This window comes from Variovorax sp. EBFNA2 (assembly GCF_033802765.1).
GTDB lineage: Bacteria > Pseudomonadota > Gammaproteobacteria > Burkholderiales > Burkholderiaceae_C > Variovorax > Variovorax paradoxus_H.
Window position 1 is genome coordinate 2662936 of sequence record NZ_CP138496.1, and the last position, 23666, is coordinate 2686601.

Annotated in this window: 22 protein-coding genes; 12 read left to right on the top strand and 10 right to left on the bottom strand. The window is 69.3% G+C overall.

The genetic code is table 11. From position 1 onward, the window contains the following. Positions 1 to 2 precede the first annotated feature (2 nt). On the bottom strand, positions 3 to 884 hold the full coding sequence (locus RZE79_RS12405; protein WP_319361162.1) for an SDR family oxidoreductase: 882 nt from the start codon (positions 882 to 884) through the stop codon (positions 3 to 5). Between the two features lie 11 nt (positions 885 to 895). Beyond that, the gene (locus RZE79_RS12410; protein ID WP_319360643.1) at positions 896 to 1867 is read right to left on the bottom strand and encodes a tripartite tricarboxylate transporter substrate binding protein; all 972 of its coding nucleotides are present in this window, start codon (positions 1865 to 1867) and stop codon (positions 896 to 898) included. A gap of 131 nt (positions 1868 to 1998) precedes the next feature. Here RZE79_RS12410 and RZE79_RS12415 point away from each other — a divergent pair, with 131 nt between their 5' ends. Next, positions 1999 to 2775 carry an IclR family transcriptional regulator gene (locus tag RZE79_RS12415; RefSeq protein ID WP_319360644.1) on the top strand — a complete coding sequence of 259 codons (777 nt, stop codon included), beginning with the start codon at positions 1999 to 2001 and terminating at the stop codon, positions 2773 to 2775. Positions 2776 to 2817: 42 nt separating this feature from the next. On the opposite strand, the gene RZE79_RS12420 is transcribed toward RZE79_RS12415, so the two are convergent. From RZE79_RS12420 to RZE79_RS12435, 4 genes are all read right to left on the bottom strand, one after another. After that, entirely contained in the window at positions 2818 to 3399 is a 582-nt protein-coding gene (locus RZE79_RS12420) for a glutathione S-transferase family protein (protein WP_319360645.1), read from the bottom strand. A 35-nt stretch (positions 3400 to 3434) separates the two neighbouring features. After that, positions 3435 to 4073 carry a CDP-alcohol phosphatidyltransferase family protein gene (locus tag RZE79_RS12425; RefSeq protein ID WP_319360646.1) on the bottom strand — a complete coding sequence of 213 codons (639 nt, stop codon included), beginning with the start codon at positions 4071 to 4073 and terminating at the stop codon, positions 3435 to 3437. Positions 4074 to 4160: 87 nt separating this feature from the next. Continuing rightward, positions 4161 to 4916, bottom strand: a complete 756-nt coding sequence (locus tag RZE79_RS12430; protein ID WP_319360647.1) for a glutamine amidotransferase — start codon at positions 4914 to 4916, stop codon at positions 4161 to 4163. A 33-nt stretch (positions 4917 to 4949) separates the two neighbouring features. Beyond that, on the bottom strand, positions 4950 to 5852 hold the full coding sequence (locus RZE79_RS12435; protein WP_319360648.1) for a LysR substrate-binding domain-containing protein: 903 nt from the start codon (positions 5850 to 5852) through the stop codon (positions 4950 to 4952). A 143-nt stretch (positions 5853 to 5995) separates the two neighbouring features. Here RZE79_RS12435 and RZE79_RS12440 point away from each other — a divergent pair, with 143 nt between their 5' ends. From RZE79_RS12440 to RZE79_RS12455, 4 genes are all read left to right on the top strand, one after another. Continuing rightward, positions 5996 to 7150, top strand: coding sequence for a CoA transferase (locus RZE79_RS12440; RefSeq protein ID WP_319360649.1), 1155 nt, complete (start codon positions 5996 to 5998; stop codon positions 7148 to 7150). Positions 7151 to 7203: 53 nt separating this feature from the next. Beyond that, entirely contained in the window at positions 7204 to 8175 is a 972-nt protein-coding gene (locus RZE79_RS12445; RefSeq protein ID WP_319360650.1) for a tripartite tricarboxylate transporter substrate binding protein, read from the top strand. Positions 8176 to 8442: 267 nt separating this feature from the next. Then, complete coding sequence (locus RZE79_RS12450; protein WP_319360651.1) at positions 8443 to 12027, top strand: Ig-like domain-containing protein; 3585 nt, start codon at positions 8443 to 8445, stop codon at positions 12025 to 12027. Positions 12028 to 12193: 166 nt separating this feature from the next. Then, on the top strand, positions 12194 to 12817 hold the full coding sequence (locus RZE79_RS12455) for a hypothetical protein (protein ID WP_319360652.1): 624 nt from the start codon (positions 12194 to 12196) through the stop codon (positions 12815 to 12817). Between the two features lie 20 nt (positions 12818 to 12837). Here RZE79_RS12455 and RZE79_RS12460 read toward each other — a convergent pair whose 3' ends face one another. Next, entirely contained in the window at positions 12838 to 13383 is a 546-nt protein-coding gene (locus tag RZE79_RS12460; RefSeq protein WP_373696550.1) for an SRPBCC family protein, read from the bottom strand. A 40-nt stretch (positions 13384 to 13423) separates the two neighbouring features. Continuing rightward, complete coding sequence (locus RZE79_RS12465; RefSeq protein ID WP_319360653.1) at positions 13424 to 13783, bottom strand: metalloregulator ArsR/SmtB family transcription factor; 360 nt, start codon at positions 13781 to 13783, stop codon at positions 13424 to 13426. 174 nt (positions 13784 to 13957) lie between these two features. Here RZE79_RS12465 and bla point away from each other — a divergent pair, with 174 nt between their 5' ends. The 5 genes from bla to RZE79_RS12490 all read left to right on the top strand — a co-directional run bounded on the left by bla (position 13958) and on the right by RZE79_RS12490 (position 19896). After that, complete coding sequence (bla, locus tag RZE79_RS12470; RefSeq protein ID WP_319360654.1) at positions 13958 to 14845, top strand: class A beta-lactamase; 888 nt, start codon at positions 13958 to 13960, stop codon at positions 14843 to 14845. Between the two features lie 50 nt (positions 14846 to 14895). Then, a complete protein-coding gene (locus RZE79_RS12475; protein WP_319360655.1) occupies positions 14896 to 15897 on the top strand; it encodes a LysR family transcriptional regulator in 1002 nt (333 codons plus the stop codon). A 135-nt stretch (positions 15898 to 16032) separates the two neighbouring features. Further along, positions 16033 to 17604, top strand: a complete 1572-nt coding sequence (locus RZE79_RS12480; RefSeq protein WP_319360656.1) for an AMP-binding protein — start codon at positions 16033 to 16035, stop codon at positions 17602 to 17604. An 11-nt stretch (positions 17605 to 17615) separates the two neighbouring features. Next, positions 17616 to 18863: an acyl-CoA dehydrogenase family protein gene (locus tag RZE79_RS12485; protein WP_319360657.1), complete on the top strand. Its 1248-nt coding sequence runs from the start codon at positions 17616 to 17618 to the stop codon at positions 18861 to 18863. A 34-nt stretch (positions 18864 to 18897) separates the two neighbouring features. Next, positions 18898 to 19896, top strand: coding sequence for a tripartite tricarboxylate transporter substrate binding protein (locus RZE79_RS12490; protein ID WP_319360658.1), 999 nt, complete (start codon positions 18898 to 18900; stop codon positions 19894 to 19896). A gap of 3 nt (positions 19897 to 19899) precedes the next feature. On the opposite strand, the gene RZE79_RS12495 is transcribed toward RZE79_RS12490, so the two are convergent. Then, positions 19900 to 20523: a hemolysin III family protein gene (locus tag RZE79_RS12495; RefSeq protein ID WP_153284779.1), complete on the bottom strand. Its 624-nt coding sequence runs from the start codon at positions 20521 to 20523 to the stop codon at positions 19900 to 19902. Positions 20524 to 20807: 284 nt separating this feature from the next. Between RZE79_RS12495 and RZE79_RS12500 the strand changes: the two genes are divergently transcribed. Next, positions 20808 to 21722 (top strand): sialic acid TRAP transporter substrate-binding protein SiaP, encoded by a 915-nt coding sequence (locus RZE79_RS12500; RefSeq protein WP_319360659.1) that lies wholly within the window; start codon positions 20808 to 20810, stop codon positions 21720 to 21722. On the opposite strand, the gene RZE79_RS12505 is transcribed toward RZE79_RS12500, so the two are convergent. Then, on the bottom strand, positions 21719 to 22738 hold the full coding sequence (locus RZE79_RS12505; RefSeq protein ID WP_319360660.1) for an AraC family transcriptional regulator ligand-binding domain-containing protein: 1020 nt from the start codon (positions 22736 to 22738) through the stop codon (positions 21719 to 21721). The two genes, RZE79_RS12500 and RZE79_RS12505, sit on opposite strands and share 4 nt — an antisense overlap. 135 nt (positions 22739 to 22873) lie before the next feature. On the opposite strand from RZE79_RS12505, the gene RZE79_RS12510 reads away from it, so the two are divergent. Continuing rightward, on the top strand, positions 22874 to 23665 hold the full coding sequence (locus RZE79_RS12510) for a crotonase/enoyl-CoA hydratase family protein (protein WP_255221122.1): 792 nt from the start codon (positions 22874 to 22876) through the stop codon (positions 23663 to 23665). Position 23666 lies beyond the last annotated feature (1 nt).

The window sequence follows — 23666 nt, forward strand, 5'->3', positions numbered from 1 at the left end:
GCTCAGGCCTCCTCGTCCAGGAAGGCCGGGCTCTGGTAGAGCGGAAAGCCGTTGTAGGGCTTGGCGTTGCGATGAGCGGCCAGCGTCCAGGTGTGGCGTGCGTTCGGCACGCCGCCGTCCACGCGCAAGGTCGATCCGGTGATGAAGGCGGCCGCCTCCGACAGCAGGAAGCACACGGCCGCCGCCACCTCGGCCTCGGTGCCCAGGCGCTGCATCGGCACCTTGCGGCTGAGGGCCTTGATGCGTTCCTTGAAGGCCGCGTCGTAGCTGTCGAGCCCGCCGGAAGCGATCCAGCCCGGTGCGACGGCGTTGACGCGCACGCCGGCCGCGGCCCATTCGCAAGCCGCGGTTTCGGTGAACGACAGCATGCCCGCGCGCGCCGCACCCGAATGGCCCAGGCCGGGCATGCCGTTCCACATGTCCGCGATGATGTTGACGATGGCGCCGCCATGCGTCTCCATCCACTGCGTGAAGCATTCGCGGGCCATCAGGAAGCCGCCTGTGAGGTTGTTGCGCAGCACCGTTTCCCAGCCTTTCTGCGTGATGTCGCGCAGGTGCGAGGGGAACTGCCCGCCGGCATTGTTGAAAAGACCGTCGATGCGGCCGTGCTGCGCCAGCACGGCGGTCACCGTGTCGCGCACCGTGGCTTCGTCGCGGATGTCGCAGGCATGCGTGCTGATGCGCGCAGTCGCGTCGGGCACCAGGGCCGCGATCTCCTCGCGCACCGCCTGGAGCTTGCTCTCGGTGCGGCCGACCAGCGCCAGGCTCGCGCCCAGGCTGGCCAGTTCGTGAGCGGTGCAGCGGCCGATGCCGCTGCCGCCGCCGGTGACGACGACGACCTTGCCTTCGAAGAGGCGCGGGCGGAAGACGGACTCGTAGTGCATGGCTGCTGCGCTCATGGGTTGGTCGCCGGGTTCATGCGTGCGACCTGCTTGCGGGCCGCTTCGAAGCGCTCGCGGGCGAAGGCGGCGTAGCCCTCGCTGTCGAGGTAGGCGTTGTCCTGGTTCAGGCGCTCGAGCAACTTCTGGGTGTTCGGGTCTTCGAGCGCCTTGCGGAATGCGTCGTGCAGGGTCTTCACGACAGCGGGCGGCATGCCCTTGGGGCCGGCGATGCCGAAGGGCGAGTTGGCCACCATGTCCAGGCCCAGATCGCGCAGCGTGGGAACGGCCGGCCAGCGCGGCACGCGCTTGGCGGTCCATACGACCAGCACGCGCGCCTTGCCATCGTCGACCATGGGGCCGATCGATCCGGCCGTGACCGCCAGGTCGATATGTCCGCCCAGCAGCGCCGCGATGATTTCCGATTCGCCCTTGTAGGGGACATGGTTCAACCGGATGCCTTGGCGTTGGGCCATTTCCTCCACCGTGACATGCATGGTGCCGTTGACGCCGGTCGTGCCGTAGCTGATCTGGCCGGGGCGCTTCTTGGCGTCGGCGACCATCGCCTGCCAGTCGTGCCAGGGCGAGGTGCTCGACGTCGCGATGCCCAGCGCGTAGCCGGACAAGTGAATCACGTAGCTGAAGTCCTTCAAGGGGTCGAACTGCGTCTTCTGCAGATGCGGCAGGCGAAAGACCGATTCGGGGAGGATGGACAGCGTGTAGCCGTCCGGCGCGGAGCGAACCAGCTGGTTGGCCCCGAGCACGCCCGCCGCGCCCGGCTTGTTCTCGACGATCACGGGCTGCCCCAGTTCGCGGCCGGCGCGGTCGGCGACGTGCCGCACCAGGGAATCGGTGGCACCGCCCGCCGGGAAGGGAACGACCAGCGTGACAGGGTGGGTCGGAAAATCCGCTGCGGCGCAGGTGGCGCCCCAGCCCGCGAGCGTCGCGGCCAGCGCCAGAAGCAGCCGACGTCGAAATGATGAATGCATGCCTTGTCTCCTTTGTGTTTGAACGCCAATTCGTTCTTCGCGCGGTTGCGCAAAGAGCGACATGTGGATTCAAAAGGAGGCGTTGCGGCGGCGCAAACACTAGTCGCCGGGTTGCGCATAATGTGCACACCATGACCCAGACACGAGCCATTCCAGGTGCCCAGAGCATCGACCGCGCGACCGCGCTGCTGCGCTGGATTGCGGCTGGACACGCGTCAGGGACGGCGTTGCGCGAGTTGGTCCAGCGGACCGGCCTGGACCGCACGACCGCCTGGCGCATCGTGTCCAGTCTCGAACAGCAAGGGCTCGTTTCAAAGGACGCAGACAGCGGCCTCTACCACCTGGGCATCGAGGCGATGGCGCTGGGGGCGACGTGCATGGAGCGCTCGCCGCTGACGCAGGCATGCCGCCCCGTGATGAAGACCCTGGTGCGCCTGTCAGGTGACAGCGTCTTCCTGGTGGTGCGCTCGGGCGACAGCAGCTACTGCGTTCACCTGGAAGAAGGCGTGCACCCGGTGCGCTCGTTTGCGCTGAACGTGGGCGGCACACGCCTGTTGGGCCTGGGCGTGGCCAGCATTGCACTGCTGGCCACGCTCTCGGACGAGGCGCTGGTGCATCACTACGCGCGCCACCGGGACGAGTATGCGGACCATGACGTGGGGCTGCCGAAGCTGCAACGGTGGGTTTCGCAGACCCGGCAGCGTGGCCACTCTCATATCCATGCCGGCGGCGTGGCCGGCGTGGGGCTTCAGTTCCGCATGGGCTCGTGCGGCAACGCCGCCATGAGCATCATCGGGCCCAAGAGCCGCTTGCCGCGTTCGCGTGTCGATGAACTGGCGCAGGCCATGCGGCACGAAATCCGCCGCGTGCTGCCTCAGCTGACGCCCGACTCGCCGCAACCGCCATGACAGCGAGGCGCGGCGAGGCAACGTGTGTTGCTGCCGCCCGCCTCAGCCGAACTTCATGCCCTTCGGCCGCGCCTGCAGCCGGTGGATGTACGCGTCGAGCTTGGGGCGGTTGGTGCGGCCGCCGAAGGCGCGGTGCCAGATGAGCATCGAACCGATCATCACGTCGGCCGCCGTGAACTGCGCGCCGAACAGGTAGGGGCCGTCGCCGAGCTCGCGTTCGACGGCGTCCTTGGCGTGTTCGAAATCGGTCCAGCCGCGCGCGCTGTTGTTGCTCTTGATCTTCAGCAGGCTGTCGCCCATCGAGGGCTCGAGCTGCGCGGTCGAATAGACCATGAGCGACAGGTAGCGCCCGCGCTCGGGCGTGCCCACGGCCGGTGCCAGGCGCTTGCCGGGGTACTTCTCGGCGATGTACATGCAGATGGCCGCGTTCTCGAAAATGCGCGTGCGGCCGTCGACCAGCGCGGGCAGCTTGCCGGCGGGGTTGATCTTCAGGAACTCGGGGCGCTTGTGGGCGCCCTCCTTGATGAGGGTGGGCACGATCTCGTAGTCGACTTCGGCCTCGTCGAGCATCCACTTGGCGACCTGCGCACGGCTGCGTGGGTCGAAATACAGCTTCATGGTCATGCGAGGTCTCCTTGGTGCGTTGAGGACGGGGCTCGTCAGAACTTCGGAATGCGGAGCGTCTTGCTGATCATCAGCGTGCCCGAGAGCGCGAACAGCAGCACCAGCGGATGCAGCTGCCACGGGCCGAGCGTCCAGGCGCCGCCCCACACGTTGGCACCGATGGCGCCCTTCGAGGCCGCGTAGGCCAGCACGCCCACGAGCACGACGCTGGTCGGGATCGGCGTGCCTTCGAAGTACTTCACCTTGTCGGCACCAGCCGAGAGTGCCTCGGCCGTCACGTTGTAGCGCGCGAGCCGGCTCACGCCGCAGCCGACGAAGTAGATGAGCACCGCGCAGTCCCAGCCGCCGTCCAGGCCAGCCGCGAAGGCCAGTGCGGCGGGGAGCACGCCGAACGAGATCACGTCGGCCAGCGAATCGAGTTCGCGACCGAGCGCGGAGTTGGTCTGGCGCCAGCGCGCGATGCGGCCGTCGAGCACGTCGAAGATGAAGGCCGCCGGGGCGAGCGCCGCGGCCCAGTAGAAGTGCGCAAGCGACTGGCTGCGCATGAAGGCCATCGCGAAGAACACCGCCCCGACGCCGCAGGCCGCGTTGCCGAGCGTGAACACGTCGGCCAGGTGAAAGCCGCGGATCATCGAGAAGTGCTTGCGGGCCGGCGTGGGCGAAGGCGTGGTCATGGGGTGGGGAAAGCAGCGAAAGGAATCGCACCTTAACCCAAGCGCGGCCCGCTTTTTGTAGTCGCGGTCCGACGTCCGTCGGCGGTGTCAGGCGCCTGGTTGCTGCGCCTGGGCCTTGGCCTCCACGATCCGCGCAAAGCGCCCGAGCAGGCCCGCCGCCGCGCCCGTGGGGCGCACGCCGTCGCGCAGCGCCGCGGCATCGAGGCCGTCCGCGGCGAGGTCGCGGGCCAGCAGGTCGATGTAGCCGCCCATGGTCTCGTCGTCGAACTCGGGGTGGAACTGCAGGCCCCAGGCTTGCGCGCCCACGCGGAAGGCATGAACCGGCTCATGCGCGCTGTGGGCCAGCCGCACCGCGCCTTCGGGCAGGCGCAGCGCGCTCTGCCAGTGGATCGCCTGCGCCGGGAACTGCGCGGGCAGATCGCCGAGCAGCGCGTCGCCGGCGGCAGCTGCGTCGAGCGTCACGGTGACCGTGCCGACCTCGGGGCCTTGCGGGTGATGGCCGGCCTCGCCGCCGAGCGCATGCGCCAGCAGCTGGTGGCCGTAGCAGATGCCGAGCACGGGCGTGTCGCGTGCGACCAGTTCGGCGAGCCAGGCGGCCGTGGTTTCGCTCCAGGGCTCGCGGTGCGACACCATCGCGTGCGAGCCGGTGACGACCACGCCGGCCACCTGGCCGGGCGCGGGCAGCGTGTCGCCGCGGCGCGGGTCGACCACGACAAGGGGCAGGGTCTGCGTGCCGAGGCCGTCGGCGATCCAGTGTTCGAAGTCGCCGCGGCCTTCGCGCAGCGCGTCATGGGTGTCACCGACCTTGACGATGACCAGGGGATACGGGGGCGTGCTGTGCATGGCGTCGATGATGCCGCAGCTGGCGCGCCGGAGTCAGCGTGGGGGCGATTCCCGGCGGTGCAGCAGGTCCATGAATGCGCGGCCGACCGGCGAGGGCGAGCGCCCGGCGCGCGTGACCAGCCCGATGGGCCGCGACATCACCGGACGCTGCAGCGGCACGGTGGTGAGTTCGTCGTTCTGCGACAGCTGCAGCGCGAGCCGGGGCAGGGCGGTGAGCCCCAGCCCGGCCGCGACGAGCGCACCGGCCACGGCCACGCTCGGGTATTCGAGCGCGGGCTGCACCTGCAGGCCGCGCTGCAGAAAGGCGGCGTCGGTGATCGGCCGGATGCTGCTCTGGAAGCTGCTCGCAATGAAGGGCCGCGTCGCGAACACCGACCACGATACCGAGGCGCGCGCGGCCAGCGGGTCGTCGCGCCGGCACAGCAGCACGAAGGGGTCGTCGCGCAGGTGCCGGTAGAGCAGGGGCTCGTGCGGGGCCGGGCGCACGCTGAGGCCGAAGTCGGCACGGCCTTCGTCGACCGCGGCGCGCACCGCGTCGGCCGGCCCTTCGATCAGCGAGAACTGCACCTGCGGATGCTGCTCGCGAAACTCGGCGATGGCGCCGGGCAGCAGTGCCACGCCGGTCGAGGGCAGCGCCGCGATGGTCAGGTGCCCGCTGCGGCCTTCCAGAAACTGCGATAGCTCGCTGAACGAGCTGTTGAAGTTCTCCAGGATGCGCAGCGCAATCGGCAGCAGCTCGCGCCCGGCCGGCGTGAGCTCCACATGCCGCGTGTCGCGGTCGAACAGGCGCGCGCCCACCAGCTCTTCGACGATGCGCACCGTGCGGCTCAGCGCCGGCTGCGACACATGCAGCGCCTGCGCGGCGGCGCGGAAGTTGGTGGTCTTCGCGACTTCGACGAAGGCCTCGAGTTGCTGCAGCGTGATGTCGACTCGCACGGGCGCGGCTCCTCGGGTGGCGGTGGATTGATCCACTCAAGTTATCACAGATATAGGAATATTGTCCTTCACAGATCAATGTGCGGCACCCAGACTGGAGGACTCAAGACAATGGAGACAAGGGGCCCCCGAGCCCCCGTGACATGGACAGCAAAATTCTGGAAGGCATCCGGGTGCTCGAACTCGGGCAGGTGCTGGCGGGGCCCTTCGCGGGCGCGATCCTGGCCGACCTCGGCGCCGATGTGGTGAAGCTCGAACGCGTCGAAGGCGGCGACGACGCGCGCCACATGGGCCCGGCGTTCCGCCACGGCGACGCGCTCAACTTCCACGTGTTCAACCGCGGCAAGCGCTCGGTCGCCATCGACCTGAAGAGCGACGAAGGCATGGCGGCCTTCGAGGTGCTCGCGGCCGGCGCTGACATCCTCATCCACAACCTGCGCCCCGGCGTCACGCAGTCGATGGGCATCGACGGCCCGTCGCTGTGCGCGCGCCATCCGCGGCTCATCTACTGCGAGATCTCGGCCTTCGGCCACACCGGCCCGCTGCGCATGCAGCCGGGCTACGAGCCGCTGATCCAAGCCTTCAGCGGGCTGTCGAGCATCAACGGCGGGCCCGACGATCCGCCGATGCGCACCGGCGCCTCGGTCTGCGACCAGGGCACCGGCATGTGGGCCGTGATCGGCGCGCTGGCGTTGCTGCAGCGCCGCCATCTCACGGGCCGGGGCGGCGTGGTGAGCACCTCGCTGCTCGAGACCGCGCTGGTCTGGACGGGGCAGAAGGCCGATGCCTACGTTAACGAAGGCCGGCTGCCTGATCGCCACCGCTCGGGCCATCCGGGCTTCGTGCCCTACGAATCTTTCGACACCGCCGATGCGCCGCTGCTGATCTGCTGCGGCAACGACCGGCTCTTCGCCAAGTTCGCGCACGAACTCGGGCGCGACGACTGGACCACCGACGCGCGCTTTGCGAGCAACCGCCAGCGGCTGCAGCACAAGGCGGCGCTGTTCGAGCAGATCGGCCCGCTGCTGCGCGCGCACCCCCGCGCCGACTGGATGGCGCGCTTCACCGCGGCCGGCGTGCCTTGCGCGCCGGTGCACACCGTGCCCGAGGCCGTCGCGCATCCGCAGGTCGAGGCGCTCGGCATGCTGCAACCCGTGCCGGGCGAAGACTTCCGACTGACCGCGCTGCCGATGTCCATCGACGGCGTGCGCCCCGCGCACCGCGCGGTCGCGCCGCGGCTGGGCGAGCACAACGCGGCGCTCGGTGCGCCGCCGGTGCCGCAGTGCGACGGGGCTTGAGCGACCGCACCCATTTCCTTTTCTAAGAACGACAGACCACCGGAGACAACTTCATGCGCACTTCCATCTTCCGCCTCGGCGCGGTCCTGGCCTTCGCGGCTGCAGCAGCGTCAGCGCCTGCCCATGCGCAGGACTATCCCGCCAAGCCGCTCACCGTCGTCGTGCCCTTCGCGGCCGGCAGCGGCACCGACCAGCAGGCGCGCAGCTTCGCGCAGGCCCTGACCGCCGAGTACAAGGTGCCGGTGATCGTGGAAAACCGGGCCGGCGCCAGCGGTTTCCTGGCCGCGCAGTACGTCGCCAAAGCCGCGCCCGACGGCTACACGCTGCTCATGACCACCAACACCACGCACGCCGCCAACGAGCACCTGTACAAGAAGCTGCCCTACGACCCGGTGAAAGACTTCACGCCGGTCGGCCTGCTGTCCAAGGGCCACATGCTGCTGCTGGTGGGCGCAGAGTCGCAGATCAAGTCGGTGGCCGACCTCGTGGCGGCGGCGAAGAAGTCGCCGGGCAAGCTCAACTTCGGCAGCGGCAGTTCGTCCAGCCGCGTGGCGAGCGAGCTGCTCAAGCAGATGGCCGGCATCGACATGGTGAACGTGCCCTACAAGAGCAACCCGATGGCCATCACCGACCTGCTGGGCGGGCAGGTCGACTTCATGTTCGCCGACGCGCCCACGGCGCTGCCGCACGTCAAGAGCGGCAAGCTGCGCGCACTGGCCGTGAGCGGCGACAAGCGCCTGGCTGCCGTGCCCGCGCTGCCGACCGTGGCCGAGGCTGGCGTGAAGGGCTACGACATGTCGTACTGGACGGCCGTCTACCTGCCGCCGGGCGCGCCCGCGGCCGTCACGCGCAAGCTCAACGAGATGCTGAACAAGGTGTCGGCCTCGCCGGCCATCGTTGCCTACCAGGCCATCTCCAGCGGCGAAGCTGCCACCGGCACGCCCGAGGCGCTGGCGCAGTTCCAGGCTGCCGAATCGCAGAAGTGGGGCCGCGTGATCCGTGCGGCGGGCATCGAGCCCGAGTGAGCCGCGCGCTGCGGCGCTGTCTTCTTTTTCTAAGCCCCGGCGAGTCCCCGACTCGCCGGGGCTTTCTACTTTTGTGCCCGCCGCAAGGGGCTTTGTTCACAGTTTCGCCCTTGGCCTAGTGGTGCGGCTCTGGGTTTCAGACTCGTCCGATGGTCCCGCCCGGGTGTTCTTCCTAGAGTGCTCTATCCCCCGAACCGTGTGATCTGGCGCTGCGTGCGTGCGCGTCGATCCGGTCCCATTTTTTTACCCAGCGAGCACAGGAAACCCATGGCAACGAAGAAGAAGACGAAGGTCGTCGTCAACAGCAACGGCAGGAACATCGATCACACGGTGGACGCCGCAGCGACCGGCAAGGCGCCGCTGAAGATCAAGGTCCAGAAGGGTGCCAAGTACCTGCTCAAGGACGAAGACGGCTTTGCGCCCGAGAACGTGACCCTCACCCGCGTGGGTGCGGACCTGCACATCACGCTCGAAGGCGAGACCAGCCCGAGCCTGGTGCTCGAGGGCTACTACGCGCAGTCCGAGCCCGTGGGCCTGTACGGCGTGGCCGAGGACGGCCAGCTGTATGCGTACACCGGCACCGACGCCACGAGCGAGGTCTTCTCGCTGACCGAAGGCCAGTCGACGGCCGTGGCGCTGGGCGGTGATTCGCTCGGCTCCGGTGTGCCGTACCTGGCGGGTGCCGAAGCCGGCGCCGGCAACGACTTCCTCGGCGGCATGTTCCCGCTGCTGATCACCGGCGGCCTGGCCGCGCTGGGCATGGGCCTGATCGCCGCCAGCAGCGGCAGCGACGGCGATCCCGGATTCGTCGGACCCGTGGCCCCCGAGCCGCAGCCTCCCGGCAAGCCCGGCTTCGACAGCCTGAGCGCGTACGACGACGTCGGCAAGGTGACGGGCCCGATCCCGCACAACGGCAAGACCGACGACACGCGCCCCGATTTCTCGGGCACTGGCGCCACGCCCGGCAACACCATCACGATCTACGACGACGGCACCGAAATCGGCAAGGTCGTCGTGGACCCGAACGGCAACTGGGAGCTCACGCCTTCCAAGGACCTGGATGAAGGCAAGCATTCGATCACCATCACCGAAAGCGACGCCGGCGGCCGCGAAAGCCAGCCCTCCGACCCGCTCGTGTTCGAAGTCGACACCAAGGCCCCGCCCGCACCGGGCTGGAACGGCCAGGGCATCGGCGACGTCATCGACGACGTCGGCACCGTCACCGGCAGCGTGCCTCCGGGCGGCGCCACGGACGATCAGCGTCCCGAGTTCAAGGGTGAAGGCACCCCCGGCAACACCATCAACGTGTACGACGACGAGACGCTGCTGGGCAGCGTCCAGGTGGGCGACGACGGCACATGGACCTTCACGCCGCCGTCCGACCTGATCGAAGGCGGCCACTCCATCACCATCACCGAGAGCGACACGGCGGGCAACGAGAGCCTGCCGTCGAAGCCGTTCGAGTTCGATGTGGACCTGAGCGCGCCGACCCAGCCTGAAGTGGGCGGCGCCATCGACAACGTCGGCGAGATCATCGGCGACATTCCCCCGGGCGGCGTCACCGACGACCGCCAGCCTGAACTGCACGGCAAGGGCGAGCCTGGCGGCACCATCGTCATCGAAGACAACGGCACCGAAATCGGCACCGTCGAAGTGGACGAAGACGGCAACTGGAGCTTCATTCCGCCTGAAGCGCTGGAAGAAGGCGATCACTCCATCGTCATCGTCGAGCGCGACCCGGCCGGCAACGAGAGCAAGCCCTCCGACCCGTTCGACTTCGTGGTCGACATCACGCCGCCCGACGTCAGCAAGCTGGCCATCACCGGCGTGGCCGACGACGTGGGCGCCATCACGGGCCACATCGCCTCGGGCGGAATCACCGACGACAGCCACCCCGTGGTCAGCGGCACCGGCACGGCCGGCGACACCGTCATCGTGAGCGTCAAGGACATCACGGGCGAGCGCGAAATCGGTCGCGCCACCGTCGACGCAGAAGGCAACTGGTCGCTGCAGGTCGACAAGGCGCTGCTGTCGGGCCCCAACGAATTCACCGCCGTCGAAATGGACCCGGCCGGCAACAAGACCGTGCCGAGCGCACCCTACGACGTGACGGTCGACCTGGCGACGCCGCCGGCGCCCGTGATCCAGAACGTGCAGGACGACGTGGGCCCGAGCACGGGCATGCTGCAAAAGGGTGAGCTCACCGACGACGCCCGGCCGACCATCATCGGTACCGCGCAGGCCGGCGCCACCGTGAAGGTGTACGACGGCACGGCGCTGCTGGGCCAGGTCGTGGCCGACGCCACGGGCAAGTGGAGCTTCACGCCCGAGACCGCGCTGGCCGACGGCCGGCACGACATCACCGCCACGGCCACCAGCACCGTGGGCCAGACCAGCAAGCCCACCGGCGTGTGGCACTTCGTGGTGGACGCCACGGCGCCGGGCCAGGTCACCGACTTCGACGTCACCGACGACGTCGGCGGCACCGTGGGCAAGCTCACCGAAGGCATGACCACCGACGACGACCGTCCGACCTTCAGCGGCAAGGCCGAGCCGGGCGCGACCGTGACCGTGTACGACAACGGCGAGAAGATCGGCGAAGCGCTGGTTGCGCCCGACGGCAACTGGAGCTTCACGCCCAGCAAGCCGCTGCCCAGTGGCGACCATGCGTTCACCACCGAGGTGACCGACGCCGCCGGCAATTCCAGCGGCCCGAGCGATCCGCTGAACGTGATCGTGGACGCCATTCCCGGCGTGGTGGTCACCGCCACCGACAAGGCCGGCAACACGAGCGCGCCTTCGGCCGAGTTCGTGCTGACCACCGACTTCACGCCGCCCGCAGCCTCGGGCGCGGTGCTCAGCGACAACGTGGGCGCGATCCAGGGCCCCATCGCCAGCGGCAGCATCACCGACGACGACACCCCCACCGGCACGGGCAACAACACGCTCAAGCTGTCGCTGGGCGACGTGATGGAAAACGGCGCGGTCGACCAGTTCGTGGCCAACGGCCGCGTGCAGATGATGGTCAAGGGCAATGCCGGTGATGCGGTGACGCTGAGCGACCTGCTGTCCGGCGGCACCGACCCGGGCGACTGGGTCAAGGGCGCCAACGTGACGGTCTCGGGCGTGGTCTACGAGGTGTATGCGCACTCGGGCTTCGGCGCCGAACTGCTGGTGCAGCAGGGTGTGGCGGTCACGTTGCAGAACACGGCGGCCAGCACCTTCAGCAGCACCGGCCTCGAGGTCGATGCGGTGACGGTGGACGCGCATTCGGGCTACGGCACCGACGTGCTCAGCCACGCGACGCAGGCGTTCACCGAGAGCGACGACGCGATCATCGCGAGACTCGGCTACGCAGACCGACTGGCAGGGGGCGCCGGCAACGACGTTCTTTCGAACGTCGGCACGGGCGACGTGGCGCACGGCGGCGTGGGCGACGACACCGTTCGCATCCTGAGCGGCGACTTCGAGCGCATCGACGGCGGCCTGGGCATCGACACCCTGGTGATGGATGGCAAGTCGATGCACATCGACCTGTCGGCCCTCGGCCTGGCGAAGGTGCAGGGCTTCGAGAAGTTCGACCTCGGCGCAGGCGGCAACACGCTGGCGCTGAGCGCGGCTGACGTGCTGGCCGGCGGTGCGCGTGACATGGTCACGGCCGACGGCAAGGTGCAGATGCTGGTCAATGGCGCCAACGGCGACGTCGACCTGCTCGGCGGCACGGCCGGCGACGACGGCTGGACGCAGGGCGGCAACGCCACGGTGAGCGGTGTGACGTACCAGGTCTACAGCAACCTCGCCGGCACGGCCGAGCTGCTGGTCGAGGACAAGGTTCACGTGACCATCCTCTAAGCGAGCCTGCAGGCCCGCAAGGCGGCGCGACCCCCCGCGCCGCCCAAGACGCGACAGCCGCCTGGTGCGGCTGTCGCGCGTTGCCGTGGGGTTCACGGCTTTCATTTTTTCTTCGTTTCTATTTCTTGAACGGCGCTTCCTTTGGCGGAAGCGTCTGGAGCGTTTCATGTCTTTGTCCCGATTCTTTTCCTTTCACCAGCGCATGCGGCCGGGACGCTGGGTGCTCTCGCTGTCGATGGTGGCCGCGGGCTGCGGCCCCGTCGCGGTCACGGCGTCCGCGCCGCTGCCGCCGTTGCCTCCGCCCTCCGAGCCGATGCTCATGGCCGCACCCGCCGCGGTGCGCGCCCCGGCTTCGCGCAAGGGCGCCGTGTACCGGCCCGCGCCTGCCGTGGTGCCGGAGCTGGCCCAGGTGGTTTTCTTCCGCAGCGCCACGGCCAGCCCCAGCACGGGCCCCGCGCACGTGTATGTCGACGGCGAGTTCCATGCCGCGCTGATGCCCAACGGCTTCACGCGCCTGTGCGTGGCGCCGGGCGCGCACTCGCTCGAGGCCTACATCGACGACGCGCCGCTGTACGCGGGCAAGTCGCAGCCGAAGACGCAGGCGGTGCTCGAAGGCGGCCGGACGGTGTTCGTGGCCGTGTCGGAAATGGGCGAGGGCGCACCGGTGCCGCATGGGAAGCGCGAGGCCGAGCGCATGCTCAAGGGCGCGCGCGAGCAGCGGCAGGTGATCAGTCGCGCGGTGCGCGTGCAGCCCTGCCGCGAGCCTTCGGAGCAGGCCCGCCGGGCCTGACAAGGCCCGACGGTCTTCATTCAGCGGATGTGCGTTGCGTAGGCCGCCTCGGCGGCGTCCAGCAGCGTCCAGAAGCCCTGCGGCTTTTGCCCGTGCAGCACCTCGTCGAGCACGCCCAGGTGCGCGTGCCAGCCGCTGGCCACACTCAGCGTTTCCTTGCGGTCGGGCAACCGGCGGTGCGTGAGCACCAGGTGCGTGGCCTGCTCGCCCTGCGGCGACAGTTCGAAGGTGACCTCGGACGCGTCTTCGTGTTCGTTGCCCCAGCTGATGACCAGCAGGGTCGGTGCTTCGATGCGCAGCACGCGCGAGTTCTGCACGTGGGTCTTGCGGTACGCCGCGAAGCGCTCGGGCGCGACTTCGCCTGACAGCTCGGTGTGCTGGAAGCGCAGTTCGAACACCGCGCCCGGGGCCTGCGCCATGGTGCCGCCGGCCAGCCAGGTGCGGCGCTTCTCGGGATCGACGAGGTAGGTCCACACGCGCTCGACGGGCGCGGGCAGGGTGCGCTCGATGCGCAGGGTGCCGGGCTCGGTCTGCGTGCCCAGGCTGTGTTTCAGGGTCATGGTCATGAGTTGGTGCTCCTTGGGTGAATGACGAGGGAGAAGGGGGTCATGCGCAGCCGCGGCCGTTGTGGTCGGCCTCGCGCTGCAGTGCCTGCGCCAGAGCGTCCAGGCGGTGGTTCCAGAAGACTTCGTACGCGCGCAGCCACGCATCGGCCGTGGCGAGCGCCGCCGGTTCGAGCCGGCACACGTGCGCGCGGCCCTGCACGGTGCGCGACACCAGCCCCGCGCGCTCCAGCGTCTTCACGTGCTTGGAGGCGCCCGCGAACGACATGCGAAACGGCGCACCCAGCTCGCCCACGCTGCATTCGCCCTGCGCGAGCAGCTGCAGCATGGTGCGCCGCGTGCTGTCGGCCAGGGCGTGGAACACGGCGTCGAGCCGTTCGTCTTCGATTTCAAGTTCAACCATAAAGTTGAATATAGATCGATGCTCGACAAAATTCAACCCGAAGGTTGAATGATTGCGCGGCGTTACACCTGATACACCCGGGACGCCGTGCGCAGACCGGGCGCTGGAAGCTTGGCGGCTGCGCTCCTACGATGCCTTTCATTCCATTCACTCGCGAACGAAAGACACCAACCAATGAACACCCTCATCCAGCGCCGCACCCTGTTACTCGCCGTCGCCGCGACCCCGCTCGCAGGCGCCTGCAGCGCCTGGCCGCAGAAGGGCGCGCAAGCCGAGGCCGGCGCACAGCTCGCCGAACTCGAGCGTGCCTGCGGCGGCCGGCTTGGCGTGGCCGGCTTTCACACCGGCAGCGGCGTGCGCCTGCAACACCGCGCGCACGAGCGTTTTCCGCTGTGCAGCACCTTCAAGCTGATGCTCGCCGCGGCGGTGCTCGAGCGCAGCACGACCGACGCCAGCCTGCTCGGGCGCCGCATCAGCGTCGGCAAGGGCGACCTGGTGTCGCACTCGCCGGTCGCCGAGAAACACCTCGCCACCGGCATGACCGTGAACGAGATGTGCGCCGCCACCATGCAGTACAGCGACAACGCCGCCGCCAACCTGCTGCTGAAGGTGCTGGGCGGGCCGGCCGCCGTCACCGCGTTTGCGCGGCGCATCGGCGACACCACCTTCCGCCTCGACCGCACCGAGCCCGAACTCAACACGGCCATCCCCGGCGACCCGCGCGACACGACCACGCCCACAGCGATGTCCGACAGCGTGCAGCGGCTCGCGCTGGGCGACGCGCTCGGCGCGCCGCAGCGTGAGCAGATGCGCGAATGGCTGCTCGGCAACACCACGAGCACCGAGCGCTTCCTGGCCGGCGTGCCCGCCGGCTGGCGTGTGGGCGACAAGACCGGCGCTGGCTCGTACGGCACCACCAACGACGTCGGCGTGCTGTGGCCGCCGTCGGGCGCGCCGCTGGTGCTCTCGGTCTACCTGACCTTCCCCGACAAGGACGCGAAGGGCCGCAACGACGTGGTCGCCTCGGCCACGCGCATCGCGGTGAAGGCGCTCGCGGGCTGAGTCGGCGACGGGGCCACAATGGGCGCCCCCATCTTTTCCCCTGCCGCCCCATGGACCTGAGGTCTCTTCGCTATTTCATCGCGGTGCTCGAAGCCGGCAGCCTGTCGCGTGCCGCCGCGTCGCTGTACGTGGCGCAGCCCGCGCTGACCGCGCAGATCAAGAAGCTCGAGGCCGAACTCGGCACGCAGCTGTTCGACCGCTCGCACGTGGGCGTCACGCCGACGGCCGCGGGGCTGCAGCTGTACCAGGACGCGCGGCGCCTGCTGTCGGATGCCGCAGCGATGCGCGAGCGGCTGCAGCGCACGCCCGACGGGCCTGAGGGCTCGGTCACGGTGGCGGTGCCGTTCCTGCTGGCCTCGCTGCTGCTCGGGCCGGTGCTGGCGCGGCTGAAGCAGTCGCACCCGCGCATCCGCGTGTTCGTGATCGACGACCTGAGCCTGATGGTGCGCAAGGCGATGGTCGATCGCCGCGCCGACATCGGCCTGCTGGTCGACACCGCGAGCGTTGAAGGGCTCGATGTGCGTCCCTTCGTGCGCGAAGGCATGTTCCTCTGCGGCTTCGATGCGAAGGGCGAGGTGGCGGCGCTGCTCGGAAAAAGTGCGAAGGGTGGGCGCGCGAAGAAGGGCGCGCCCGTGCGTCCCACGGTGCCTTTCGCGCGCGCCGCGGGCCTGCCGCTGGTGCTGCAGTCGCGCCGCTTCAGCATCCGCCAGCGCGTGGAGGCGGCGGCCGAGGCCGTGGGCGTGGAACTCAACGTGGTGCACGAGCACGATTCGGCGCGCGTGCTGCGCTCGCTCTACCTCGCGGGCGCGGGCTTCACCGTTTCGCCCGCCTGCGCGCTCTCGGACGGACCGGGCGAGCAGCCGAACTGGTTGATCGCACGCATCGTGGAGCCCGAGTTGCTGCGCACGTACCACCTGGCCACGCCGGCCGGCAAGGCGCCCGATGCGGCCACGCAGGTCGTGATGCAGGCGCTGGCCGACGACGCGCGATCGATGATCGCCTCGGGCCGATGGGACGCGCAGTTCCTGGGCGACGGCAAGCCCCAGCCATAGCAGGCGGGAGGATCGCGCGGCGGGGCCATCATCTTTTGTGATGGCCGCGCATCAGCAATCGGTATTTGTTGTGTAGCGGCGTTGCCTGCGACAGTTCTCCCGAAGGTGCACAGGCACCTGCCACAAGGAGACAACTTGCCCTCACTCTCGCCCGAGATCGCCAACGTTGGCGAACTCGCATCCCGCGCCGCCCGTCTGCATGCGCGGCAGATCGCCGTGACCACGCCGCAGCGCGCCTGCACCTACGAACAGCTCGACCGGCGCGCGAACCGCCTGGCCAATGCCCTGCGCGGGCTCGGCCTGCAACGCGCCGACCGCGTGGGCGTGTACCTGCCCAACTGCATCGAGATCGTCGAGCTGGAGCTGGCCTGCTACAAGGCCGCGCTGGTGAAGGCGCCGATGAACGCGCGGCTCGCGCCGGTCGAAGTGGCCGAGGTCATCGCGAACAGCGAGGCCACGCTGATCGTCACCACCGCCGCGCGCGCCGAGACCTTCTTGCCGCTGCTGAAAGGCGCGGCCCCGAAGCTGCTGCTGCTCGATGCGGCCGAGGGCACGCCCGCTTCGTACGAAGGCCAGCTGGCGCTCGCGAGCGACGCCTTCACCACGGAGCGCGTGCGCGCCGACGAGCTGGCGGTGCTGCACTACACCTCGGGCTCCAGCGGCGTGCTCAAGGCCGCGATGCAGACCTTCGGCAACCGGCTGGCCCAGCTGCGCAAGTTCCTCTCGCGTTCGGAGGGCATGCGCCCCGGCGACCTGCTGGGGCTGGTGGGCCCGATCACGCACGCCTCGGGCATGCAGATCGTGCCGGCGCTGTGCAGCGGCGCGACGATCCGCCTGTTCACTGGCTTCGAGCCCGCGCGCTTCCTGGACGACATGAAGAAGGAGCGCGTGACCCACACCTTCATGGTGCCCACCATGATCAACATGCTGCTGGCCGAGCTGCAGGGCCGCTACCGGCCGCTGCCCGACCTGCATCGCCTGGGCTACGGCGCCGCGCCGATGGCGCCCGCGCGGATCATGCAGGCGATGGACGTGTTCGGCCCCGTGCTGTCCCAGGGCTACGGCGCGGGCGAGACGACCTCGGGCGTGTGCGGCCTCTCGGTGGAAGACCACCTGTTCGCGCGCGCCGCCATGCCCGACCGGCTGGCCTCGTGCGGCCGGCCGTTTCTCGAGTCGCTGGTGGAGATCGTCGACGACGAAGGCCGGCCGGTCGCGCCCGGCGAAGTGGGCGAGATCGTGGTGAGCGGCGAAGACGTGTTCGCCGGCTACTGGCGCGCGCCCGAGCTCACGGCCGAGGTGCTGAAAGATGGGCGCTATCACACGGGCGACCTCGCGCGCGCCGACGACGAGGGCTACATCTACATCGTCGATCGCAAGAAGGACATGGTCATCAGCGGCGGCTTCAACGTGTACCCGTCGGAGGTCGAGGCCGTGCTGTACCAGCACGCGGCGGTGGCCGAGGCCTGCGTGTTCAGCGTGCCCGACGACAAGTGGGGCGAGGCGGTGGCCGCGCACATCGTGCTGAAGCCGGGCGCCTCGCCCGACACGGCCGGGCTCGACGACTTCTGCGCCGCACGGCTCGCGGGCTTCAAGCGTCCGCGCCGCATCGAGTTTGTCGATTCGCTGCTGAAGAACGCCAACGGCAAGGTCGCACGCAAGGCGATCCAGACGCCGTACTGGGCCGGCCACGCGCGCCGCGTCAACTGAAAGAGAACGACATGGACACCACGCTGACACCTTCCGTCGCCCCGACCGCAGCCACCGAGGCTTCGGCCATCCGCGCGCCGCTGTTCGACGGTCCCTTCGAGGGCTCGCCGCGCGCGGCCGAGCTGATCGCCCGCATCGGCGATTTTCTGAACGGCGAGCTGGCCGACCTCGTGCGCGAGAAAGGCATCGACCACGAGCACGGCCCCGACAAAGAGACGCTGCGCCACGTCTGGCGCCGCTCGCACGCGATGGGCTTCTACGGCATGACGCTGCCCACAGCCATGGGCGGGCTCGGCCTGTCCCTGCTTGACCATGTGCTGGTGAAGGAATCGATCTATTCGAGCGGCTCGCCGCTCGCGCCGCATGTGTTCGGCGAACTCAGCGGGCCGCCGCGTGTGGGTGCACTCGCCAAGTTCGCGACGCCGGAGCAGATGGCGAACTTCATCCGTCCCGTGGCGCAGGCCGAAAAAGCGATCTGCTTTGCGCTCACCGAAGCCGAGGCCGGCTCCGATGCCGGCGCGGTGCAGACGACGGCGCGGCGCGAGGGCGATGTGTACGTGCTCGACGGGCGCAAGCGCTTCATCTCGGGCTCGCCGTTTGCGGACTTCGCGGTGCTGATGGCGTCCACGTCCGACGATCCGGCGCGCCGCGAGGTGACGGCCTTCTTCGTCGACCTGACGCAACCGGGCGTCGAGGTGCAGGCTGGCTACAAGACCATGGCGGGCCAGTCGACCACGGGCGACATCGTGCTCACCGGCTGCCGCGTGCCGGCCGCGAACCTCATCGGCGAACCCGGCAAGGGGCTGGCGCTGGCGCTGGGGCGCATCACGGTCAACCGGCTGCTGCATTGCCCGGGCATGGTGGGGCTGGCGACGGTGGCGCTGAAGGACGCGCGCGACTACGCGCGCACGCGCCGCCAGTTCGGCCGCGCCATCGCACAGTTCCAGGCGATCCAGCATTCGCTGGCCGACATGGCGACGCAGCTGTGCGCGGCACGCGCGCTGATGCTGTCGACCGCGCGGCAGATCGATGCCGGCGGCGACCCGCGCGCCGAGGCTTCGATGGCCAAGCTGTTCTGCTCGGAGGCGGCGTTTCGCGTGGCCGACGCGGCGGTGCAGATCCATGGCGGCGAAGGCATCGTGCAGGGGCGGCGCGTGGAATTTTTGTTCCGCATGCTGCGCATGTACCGCGTGCTCACGGGCACGAGCGAGATCCAGAAGAACATCATCGCGCGCGAACTGATCGGCGACGCGGCCTGAGACCGAAGCAGAAAATCAGGAGACAAGACAAGCCATGAATACCTTCCATGCTAATCGCCGCGCGTTGTGCGGCGCGATCGCTGCCTCCGCGCTGCTGCCGGCCATTGCGCGCGCAGCCGGAGCGAACGCTTCCGCCTGGCGGCCGACGCGCCCGGTCAAGTGGATCGTGCCGTACCTCGCCGGCACCGGCCCGGACAACGGCGCGCGCATCCTCGCGGAAGCGGTCGGTCCCTTGCTGGGCCAGCCGGTCATCATCGAGAACCGCGGCGGCGCGGCCGGCAACATCGGCGCGCGCCAGGTCGCGCGCGCTGCGCCCGACGGCTACACCTGGATCTACTCGGCCGCGCCCATGGCCGCCAACATGCGCATGCAGCAGAACCCCGGCTACGACGCCGTGAAGGACTTCCGCCACATCATGCGGCTGACCACCTCCGACGTGCTGCTGGTGGTCAACCCGGCCTCGGGCATCCAGACGATGCAGGAGCTGGTAGCGCGTGCAAAAGCCAACCCCGGCAAGCTCGACTACGCCTCGGGCGGCGTCGGCACGCCCTCGCACCTGGGCGTGGAGCTGTTCCTGCAGGCGGCGGGCGTGCAGGCCACGCACGTGCCGTACAAGGGTGCATCGGAACTCGTCAACGCGGTGCTGGGCAACCAGGTGAGCTTCGGCATGCCGATCTTCTCGGTGGCGTTTCCGCATGTGCAGGGCGGCAAGCTGCGCGCGCTCGGCGTGGCCGGCACCAAGCGCAACGCGGCCTTGCCGCAGGTGCAGACGCTGGCCGAGCTGGGCTTGCGCGGTGTGGAGCTCACGTCGTGGGGCGGCGTGTCGGTGCCGGCGGGCACGCCCGACAACATCGCCGCACGCCTCTACGAAGTGTTCAGCCAGGCGCTGAAGCAGCCGGCGGTGATCACGGCGCTGACCGAGCTGGGCAGCGAGGTGAGCCCGTCGACGCCCGAGGCCTACGTGCAGGCCTTCGCGAGCGAGATCGAGCTGACCGAACGGATGATGAAGACCGCGAAGCTGCAGCCGCTGTAAGGCTCAGAGCACGAACCAGCCGACGGCCACGTAGTGGCTCGCGGTGCCGGCCAGCACGAACAGGTGCCAGGCACCGTGCGCGTGGCGCAGCCCCAGCCGGTTGCGATAGAACACCGTGCCCACCGTGTAGAGCACGCCGCCCGCCACCAGCCACGCCAGCCCGGTGGCGTGCAGCTTTGCCGCGAGCGGCGCCGCGGCCAGCACGCCGAGCCAGCCCATGCCGATGTACAGCGGCAGCGAGGGCTTCTTTTCTGCGCCGGCGCTGGCGGGTTTCAGCTCGCGCCAGATGCCGAAGCACGCGGCACTCCAGATCGCCGCGAGCAGCAACCAGCCCCAGGGGCCTTGCAGCGTGACGAGCGCGAAGGGCGTGTAGGTGCCCGCGATGAGCAAAAAGATCGCGCAATGGTCGGCGCGCTCCCACAGGCGCTTGCTGCGGCCGCGCGTGCTGTGAAAGAGCGTCGAGGCCGCGTACAGCGCGACGGCCGACAACGAGAACACCAGGCCTCCCGCGATGCGCGCCGGGTCGCCCGTGGGCAGCGTCTTGGCGAGCAGCAGCGCGGCCGCCGGCAGCGCGAGCAGCAGGCCGAACAGGTGGCTGTAGCCGTTGAGTCGTTCGCCGGGGTACATGAGGTGCGGTGAGAGAGAAGGAGGAGGGCGCGTCGGGCGCCCGCGATCCTAGGCAGCGGCCATGACTGCCGCGTGACCGGGCAAACCCTCTCCGGCTTCTGGTTGCAAATGTTTACATTCAGCGGCCGGGATGCGTTCCCGACACCCGCCGCGTGCTTTGGCGCACCCGTGCCGGCGGGCCTTCTCACCGTGAGGGACTGCCGATGAAAAAATGTTTGATGTCGTGGCGCCGGGCTACAGCCTTGTGCATTGCCATGGGGTGCGCCGTCACTGCCTCCGCGCAAGTGCAGCAGTTCAAGTGGGGCCACATCTACGAGCCCGCGAGCATCTTTCACCAGCAGGCCGAACTGGCGGCACGCAAGATCGCCGAGCAGTCCGACGGCAAGATCAAGATCGAGGTGGTGGCCGCATCCAAGCTGGGGCAGGAGCGCGACTACGCGCTGATGCTCGCCAACGATTCCATGCAGATCGCCTACGTCGGCCAGGCCACGCTGGCCGAGGGCTACCCGCCGCTGGGCCTGGGCAGCTACCCCTTCGCCTTCAAGGACCTGGACCACGTGCGCAAGTACCTCGCGAGCCCGCTGCTCGCGGACCTGATGAAGGGCTACAACGAGCGCAGCGGCAACCGCATGGTCGCGTCGGTCTACTACGGCGCGCGGCAGGTGACCTCGGGCAAGCCGCTGCAGCGTCCCGAAGACTTTCGCGACCTGCGCCTGTACGTGCCCGACGCCGCGGCCTACCAGCTCTTTGCCACCGCGCTCGACGCCAAGCCCGTGTCGCTGCCGTTCAACAGCCTGTACGGCGCGCTCAAGAAGAACGAGGTCGAGGCGCAGGAGCATCCGCTGGGCACGGTGCGCGCCAAGCAGCTCTACGAAGTGCAGAAGTACGTGCAGCTCACGGGCCACATCTACGACACGCTGGGCATCGTGATCGGCAAGGCCGCCTGGGCCCGCCTCACGCCGCCGCAGCAGGCGATGGTCGAGAAGACGCTGGCCGACACGGCCAAGTGGACGAATGTCGGCGTGATCGCCAGCGAGCTGGAAGACGAGCAGTTCCTGCGCAGCAAGGGCATGACGGTGCAGCCGGTCAACCGCCTGCCGCTGCTGGAGCGCGTGGCCAAGCGTTCCACGCCCGAGCAGATGGGCGCGCGGCCGGGTGACTTCGCCAAGCTGCAGGCGTTGGCCGGGACTTCCCACTAACCCGCGCGCTGCCGGTAGCCGCGCGGCGTGCTGCCGGTCCACGTGCGAAAGGCGCGGTGGAACGCCGGCGTGTTGTCGAAGCCCACCGAGGCGGCGATGCGATCGATCGGCTCGCGGGTCTTCACGAGGCGCTGGATCGCGAGGTCGCGGCGCACTTCTTCCTTCAGCGCGCGAAAGCTCGTGCCCTCGGCCGCGAGCTGGCGCGACAGCGCGCGCTCCGACATGTGCACCGCGCGCGCCGCCGCGCCCAGCGTGGCGTCCGACGCGAGGTGCGCGGCAACGAACTCGCGCACCGTGGCGCTGGTGGTGTCGTGGTCGAAGGTGACGAAGATCCAGTCGTCGGGCGCGCGGCGCACGAAGTCGAGCAGCTCGGCGCGCGTGCGTTGGAAGGTCTGGCGCAGCACGGGTTCGGCAAAGCGCACCGAAGATGTGTCTTGCTCGAACTGCAGCGGGCCGGGGAACAGGTTCGCGTACTCGTCGAATCGCGCCGGGCGCGGGAACGCGAAGCCGACGCCCAGCACCGGCAACTGCCGACCCATGAGCCACGAGGCCACGCCGTGGATCAGCTTGACCATCAGCGCATGACCGAAGGGCGTGGTGGGCCGCGCGGCGGCTTCCGGGTGCGGCGCGATGGTGATCGTGGCCACGCCGTGGGCGCGTGTCATGCGCAGGCGGTGGTCGTCCAGCAGCAGGTTCCAGAAGCGCGTGAAGCGGTACATGGCGACCATGAGCGAGGGCGCGTCGAGCAGGCTGAGCCCGAGGTACTTGAGCGCACCGGCCCGGATCGGCCGCGACCACAGGCCCAGCATCTCGTCGCCCATGAAGAGCGACACGCACTCGTACATGCGAACGAACTGCTCGCGCGTGACACGCGCGCCTTCCTGGCGCAGCAGCTGCGGCGAGATGCCGGCCTGTGCGGCCAGCGCGTCGATGTCGCGCGGGCTGAGCTGGCGGCGCGCACCGCTCAGCAGGTGCTGCAGGAAGCTGACGGCGACGGTGGCGCGCTCGGGTGGCATGGGTGAAAGAACGGTTGGCGGATTCTGCAAATGAATGGGCGCGATCTGCAAGCAATGGCGTGGCACCCAAGGCTATCGTAGCCCTGAAGCGCCACATGCCCGTGGCGGAACCCGCAATAACCAAGGAGCCCTGCCGTGATCGAACGGAACGTCACCCTGCACATGGACGAAGAGGTCGCCGTCGTGACCCTGAACCGTCCCGCCAAGCGCAACGCCATCGACGAGGCCACGCTGGCTGCGCTGGACGCCGTGTTCTCCGCACTGCCCCGCGAGGCGAAGGCAGTGGTGCTGACCGGCGCGGGGCCGCATTTCTGTGCCGGGCTCGACCTGAAGGAACACCACGACAAGGAGCGCACGGCGGTCGACTTCATGCGCGTGTGCCAGCGCTGGCACAGCACCTTCGACAAGATCCAGTACGGCGGCATTCCGGTGGTCGCGGCGCTGCACGGCGCGGTGGTCGGCGGCGGGCTCGAACTGGCGGCGGCCACGCACGTGCGCGTGGCCGACCCGTCGACCTACTTCGCGCTGCCCGAGGGGCAGAAGGGCATCTTCACCGGCGGCGGCGCGACGGTGCGCGTGGCGCGCATCATCACGCCGGGCCGCATGGTCGAGATGATGCTCACCGGCCGCGTGCTCGATGCCCGCGCCGGCAAGACGCTGGGCCTGGCGCACGAGATCGCCGCACCCGGCGAGAGCCTGCGTGCCGCGATGGTGCTGGCCAAGCGCGTGGCAAAGAACGCGGCGCTGTCGAACTACGCGATGGTGACGTCGATCAGCCGCATCGCCGACATGTCGGCCACCGACGGCATGTTCGCCGAATCGCTGATGGCGGCGGTGGTGCAGACCGGCGGGGAAGTGCAGACGCGGCTGGGGGCGTTCGTCGACAAGTCGCTCGCCAAGGTCACGCCCGAGCAGGTGGCGGGCTGAG

Coding starts and splice junctions, on each gene's coding strand:
- RZE79_RS12405 (WP_319361162.1), bottom strand. CDS start 884: ATGCACTACGAGTCCGTCTTCCGCCCGCGCCTCTTCGAAGGCAAGGTC.
- RZE79_RS12410 (WP_319360643.1), bottom strand. CDS start 1,867: ATGCATTCATCATTTCGACGTCGGCTGCTTCTGGCGCTGGCCGCGACG.
- RZE79_RS12415 (WP_319360644.1), top strand. CDS start 1,999: ATGACCCAGACACGAGCCATTCCAGGTGCCCAGAGCATCGACCGCGCG.
- RZE79_RS12420 (WP_319360645.1), bottom strand. CDS start 3,399: ATGACCATGAAGCTGTATTTCGACCCACGCAGCCGTGCGCAGGTCGCC.
- RZE79_RS12425 (WP_319360646.1), bottom strand. CDS start 4,073: ATGACCACGCCTTCGCCCACGCCGGCCCGCAAGCACTTCTCGATGATC.
- RZE79_RS12430 (WP_319360647.1), bottom strand. CDS start 4,916: ATGCACAGCACGCCCCCGTATCCCCTGGTCATCGTCAAGGTCGGTGAC.
- RZE79_RS12440 (WP_319360649.1), top strand. CDS start 5,996: ATGGACAGCAAAATTCTGGAAGGCATCCGGGTGCTCGAACTCGGGCAG.
- RZE79_RS12445 (WP_319360650.1), top strand. CDS start 7,204: ATGCGCACTTCCATCTTCCGCCTCGGCGCGGTCCTGGCCTTCGCGGCT.
- RZE79_RS12450 (WP_319360651.1), top strand. CDS start 8,443: ATGGCAACGAAGAAGAAGACGAAGGTCGTCGTCAACAGCAACGGCAGG.
- RZE79_RS12455 (WP_319360652.1), top strand. CDS start 12,194: ATGTCTTTGTCCCGATTCTTTTCCTTTCACCAGCGCATGCGGCCGGGA.
- RZE79_RS12460 (WP_373696550.1), bottom strand. CDS start 13,383: ATGACCATGACCCTGAAACACAGCCTGGGCACGCAGACCGAGCCCGGC.
- RZE79_RS12465 (WP_319360653.1), bottom strand. CDS start 13,783: ATGGTTGAACTTGAAATCGAAGACGAACGGCTCGACGCCGTGTTCCAC.
- bla (WP_319360654.1), top strand. CDS start 13,958: ATGAACACCCTCATCCAGCGCCGCACCCTGTTACTCGCCGTCGCCGCG.
- RZE79_RS12475 (WP_319360655.1), top strand. CDS start 14,896: ATGGACCTGAGGTCTCTTCGCTATTTCATCGCGGTGCTCGAAGCCGGC.
- RZE79_RS12485 (WP_319360657.1), top strand. CDS start 17,616: ATGGACACCACGCTGACACCTTCCGTCGCCCCGACCGCAGCCACCGAG.
- RZE79_RS12490 (WP_319360658.1), top strand. CDS start 18,898: ATGAATACCTTCCATGCTAATCGCCGCGCGTTGTGCGGCGCGATCGCT.
- RZE79_RS12495 (WP_153284779.1), bottom strand. CDS start 20,523: ATGTACCCCGGCGAACGACTCAACGGCTACAGCCACCTGTTCGGCCTG.
- RZE79_RS12505 (WP_319360660.1), bottom strand. CDS start 22,738: ATGCCACCCGAGCGCGCCACCGTCGCCGTCAGCTTCCTGCAGCACCTG.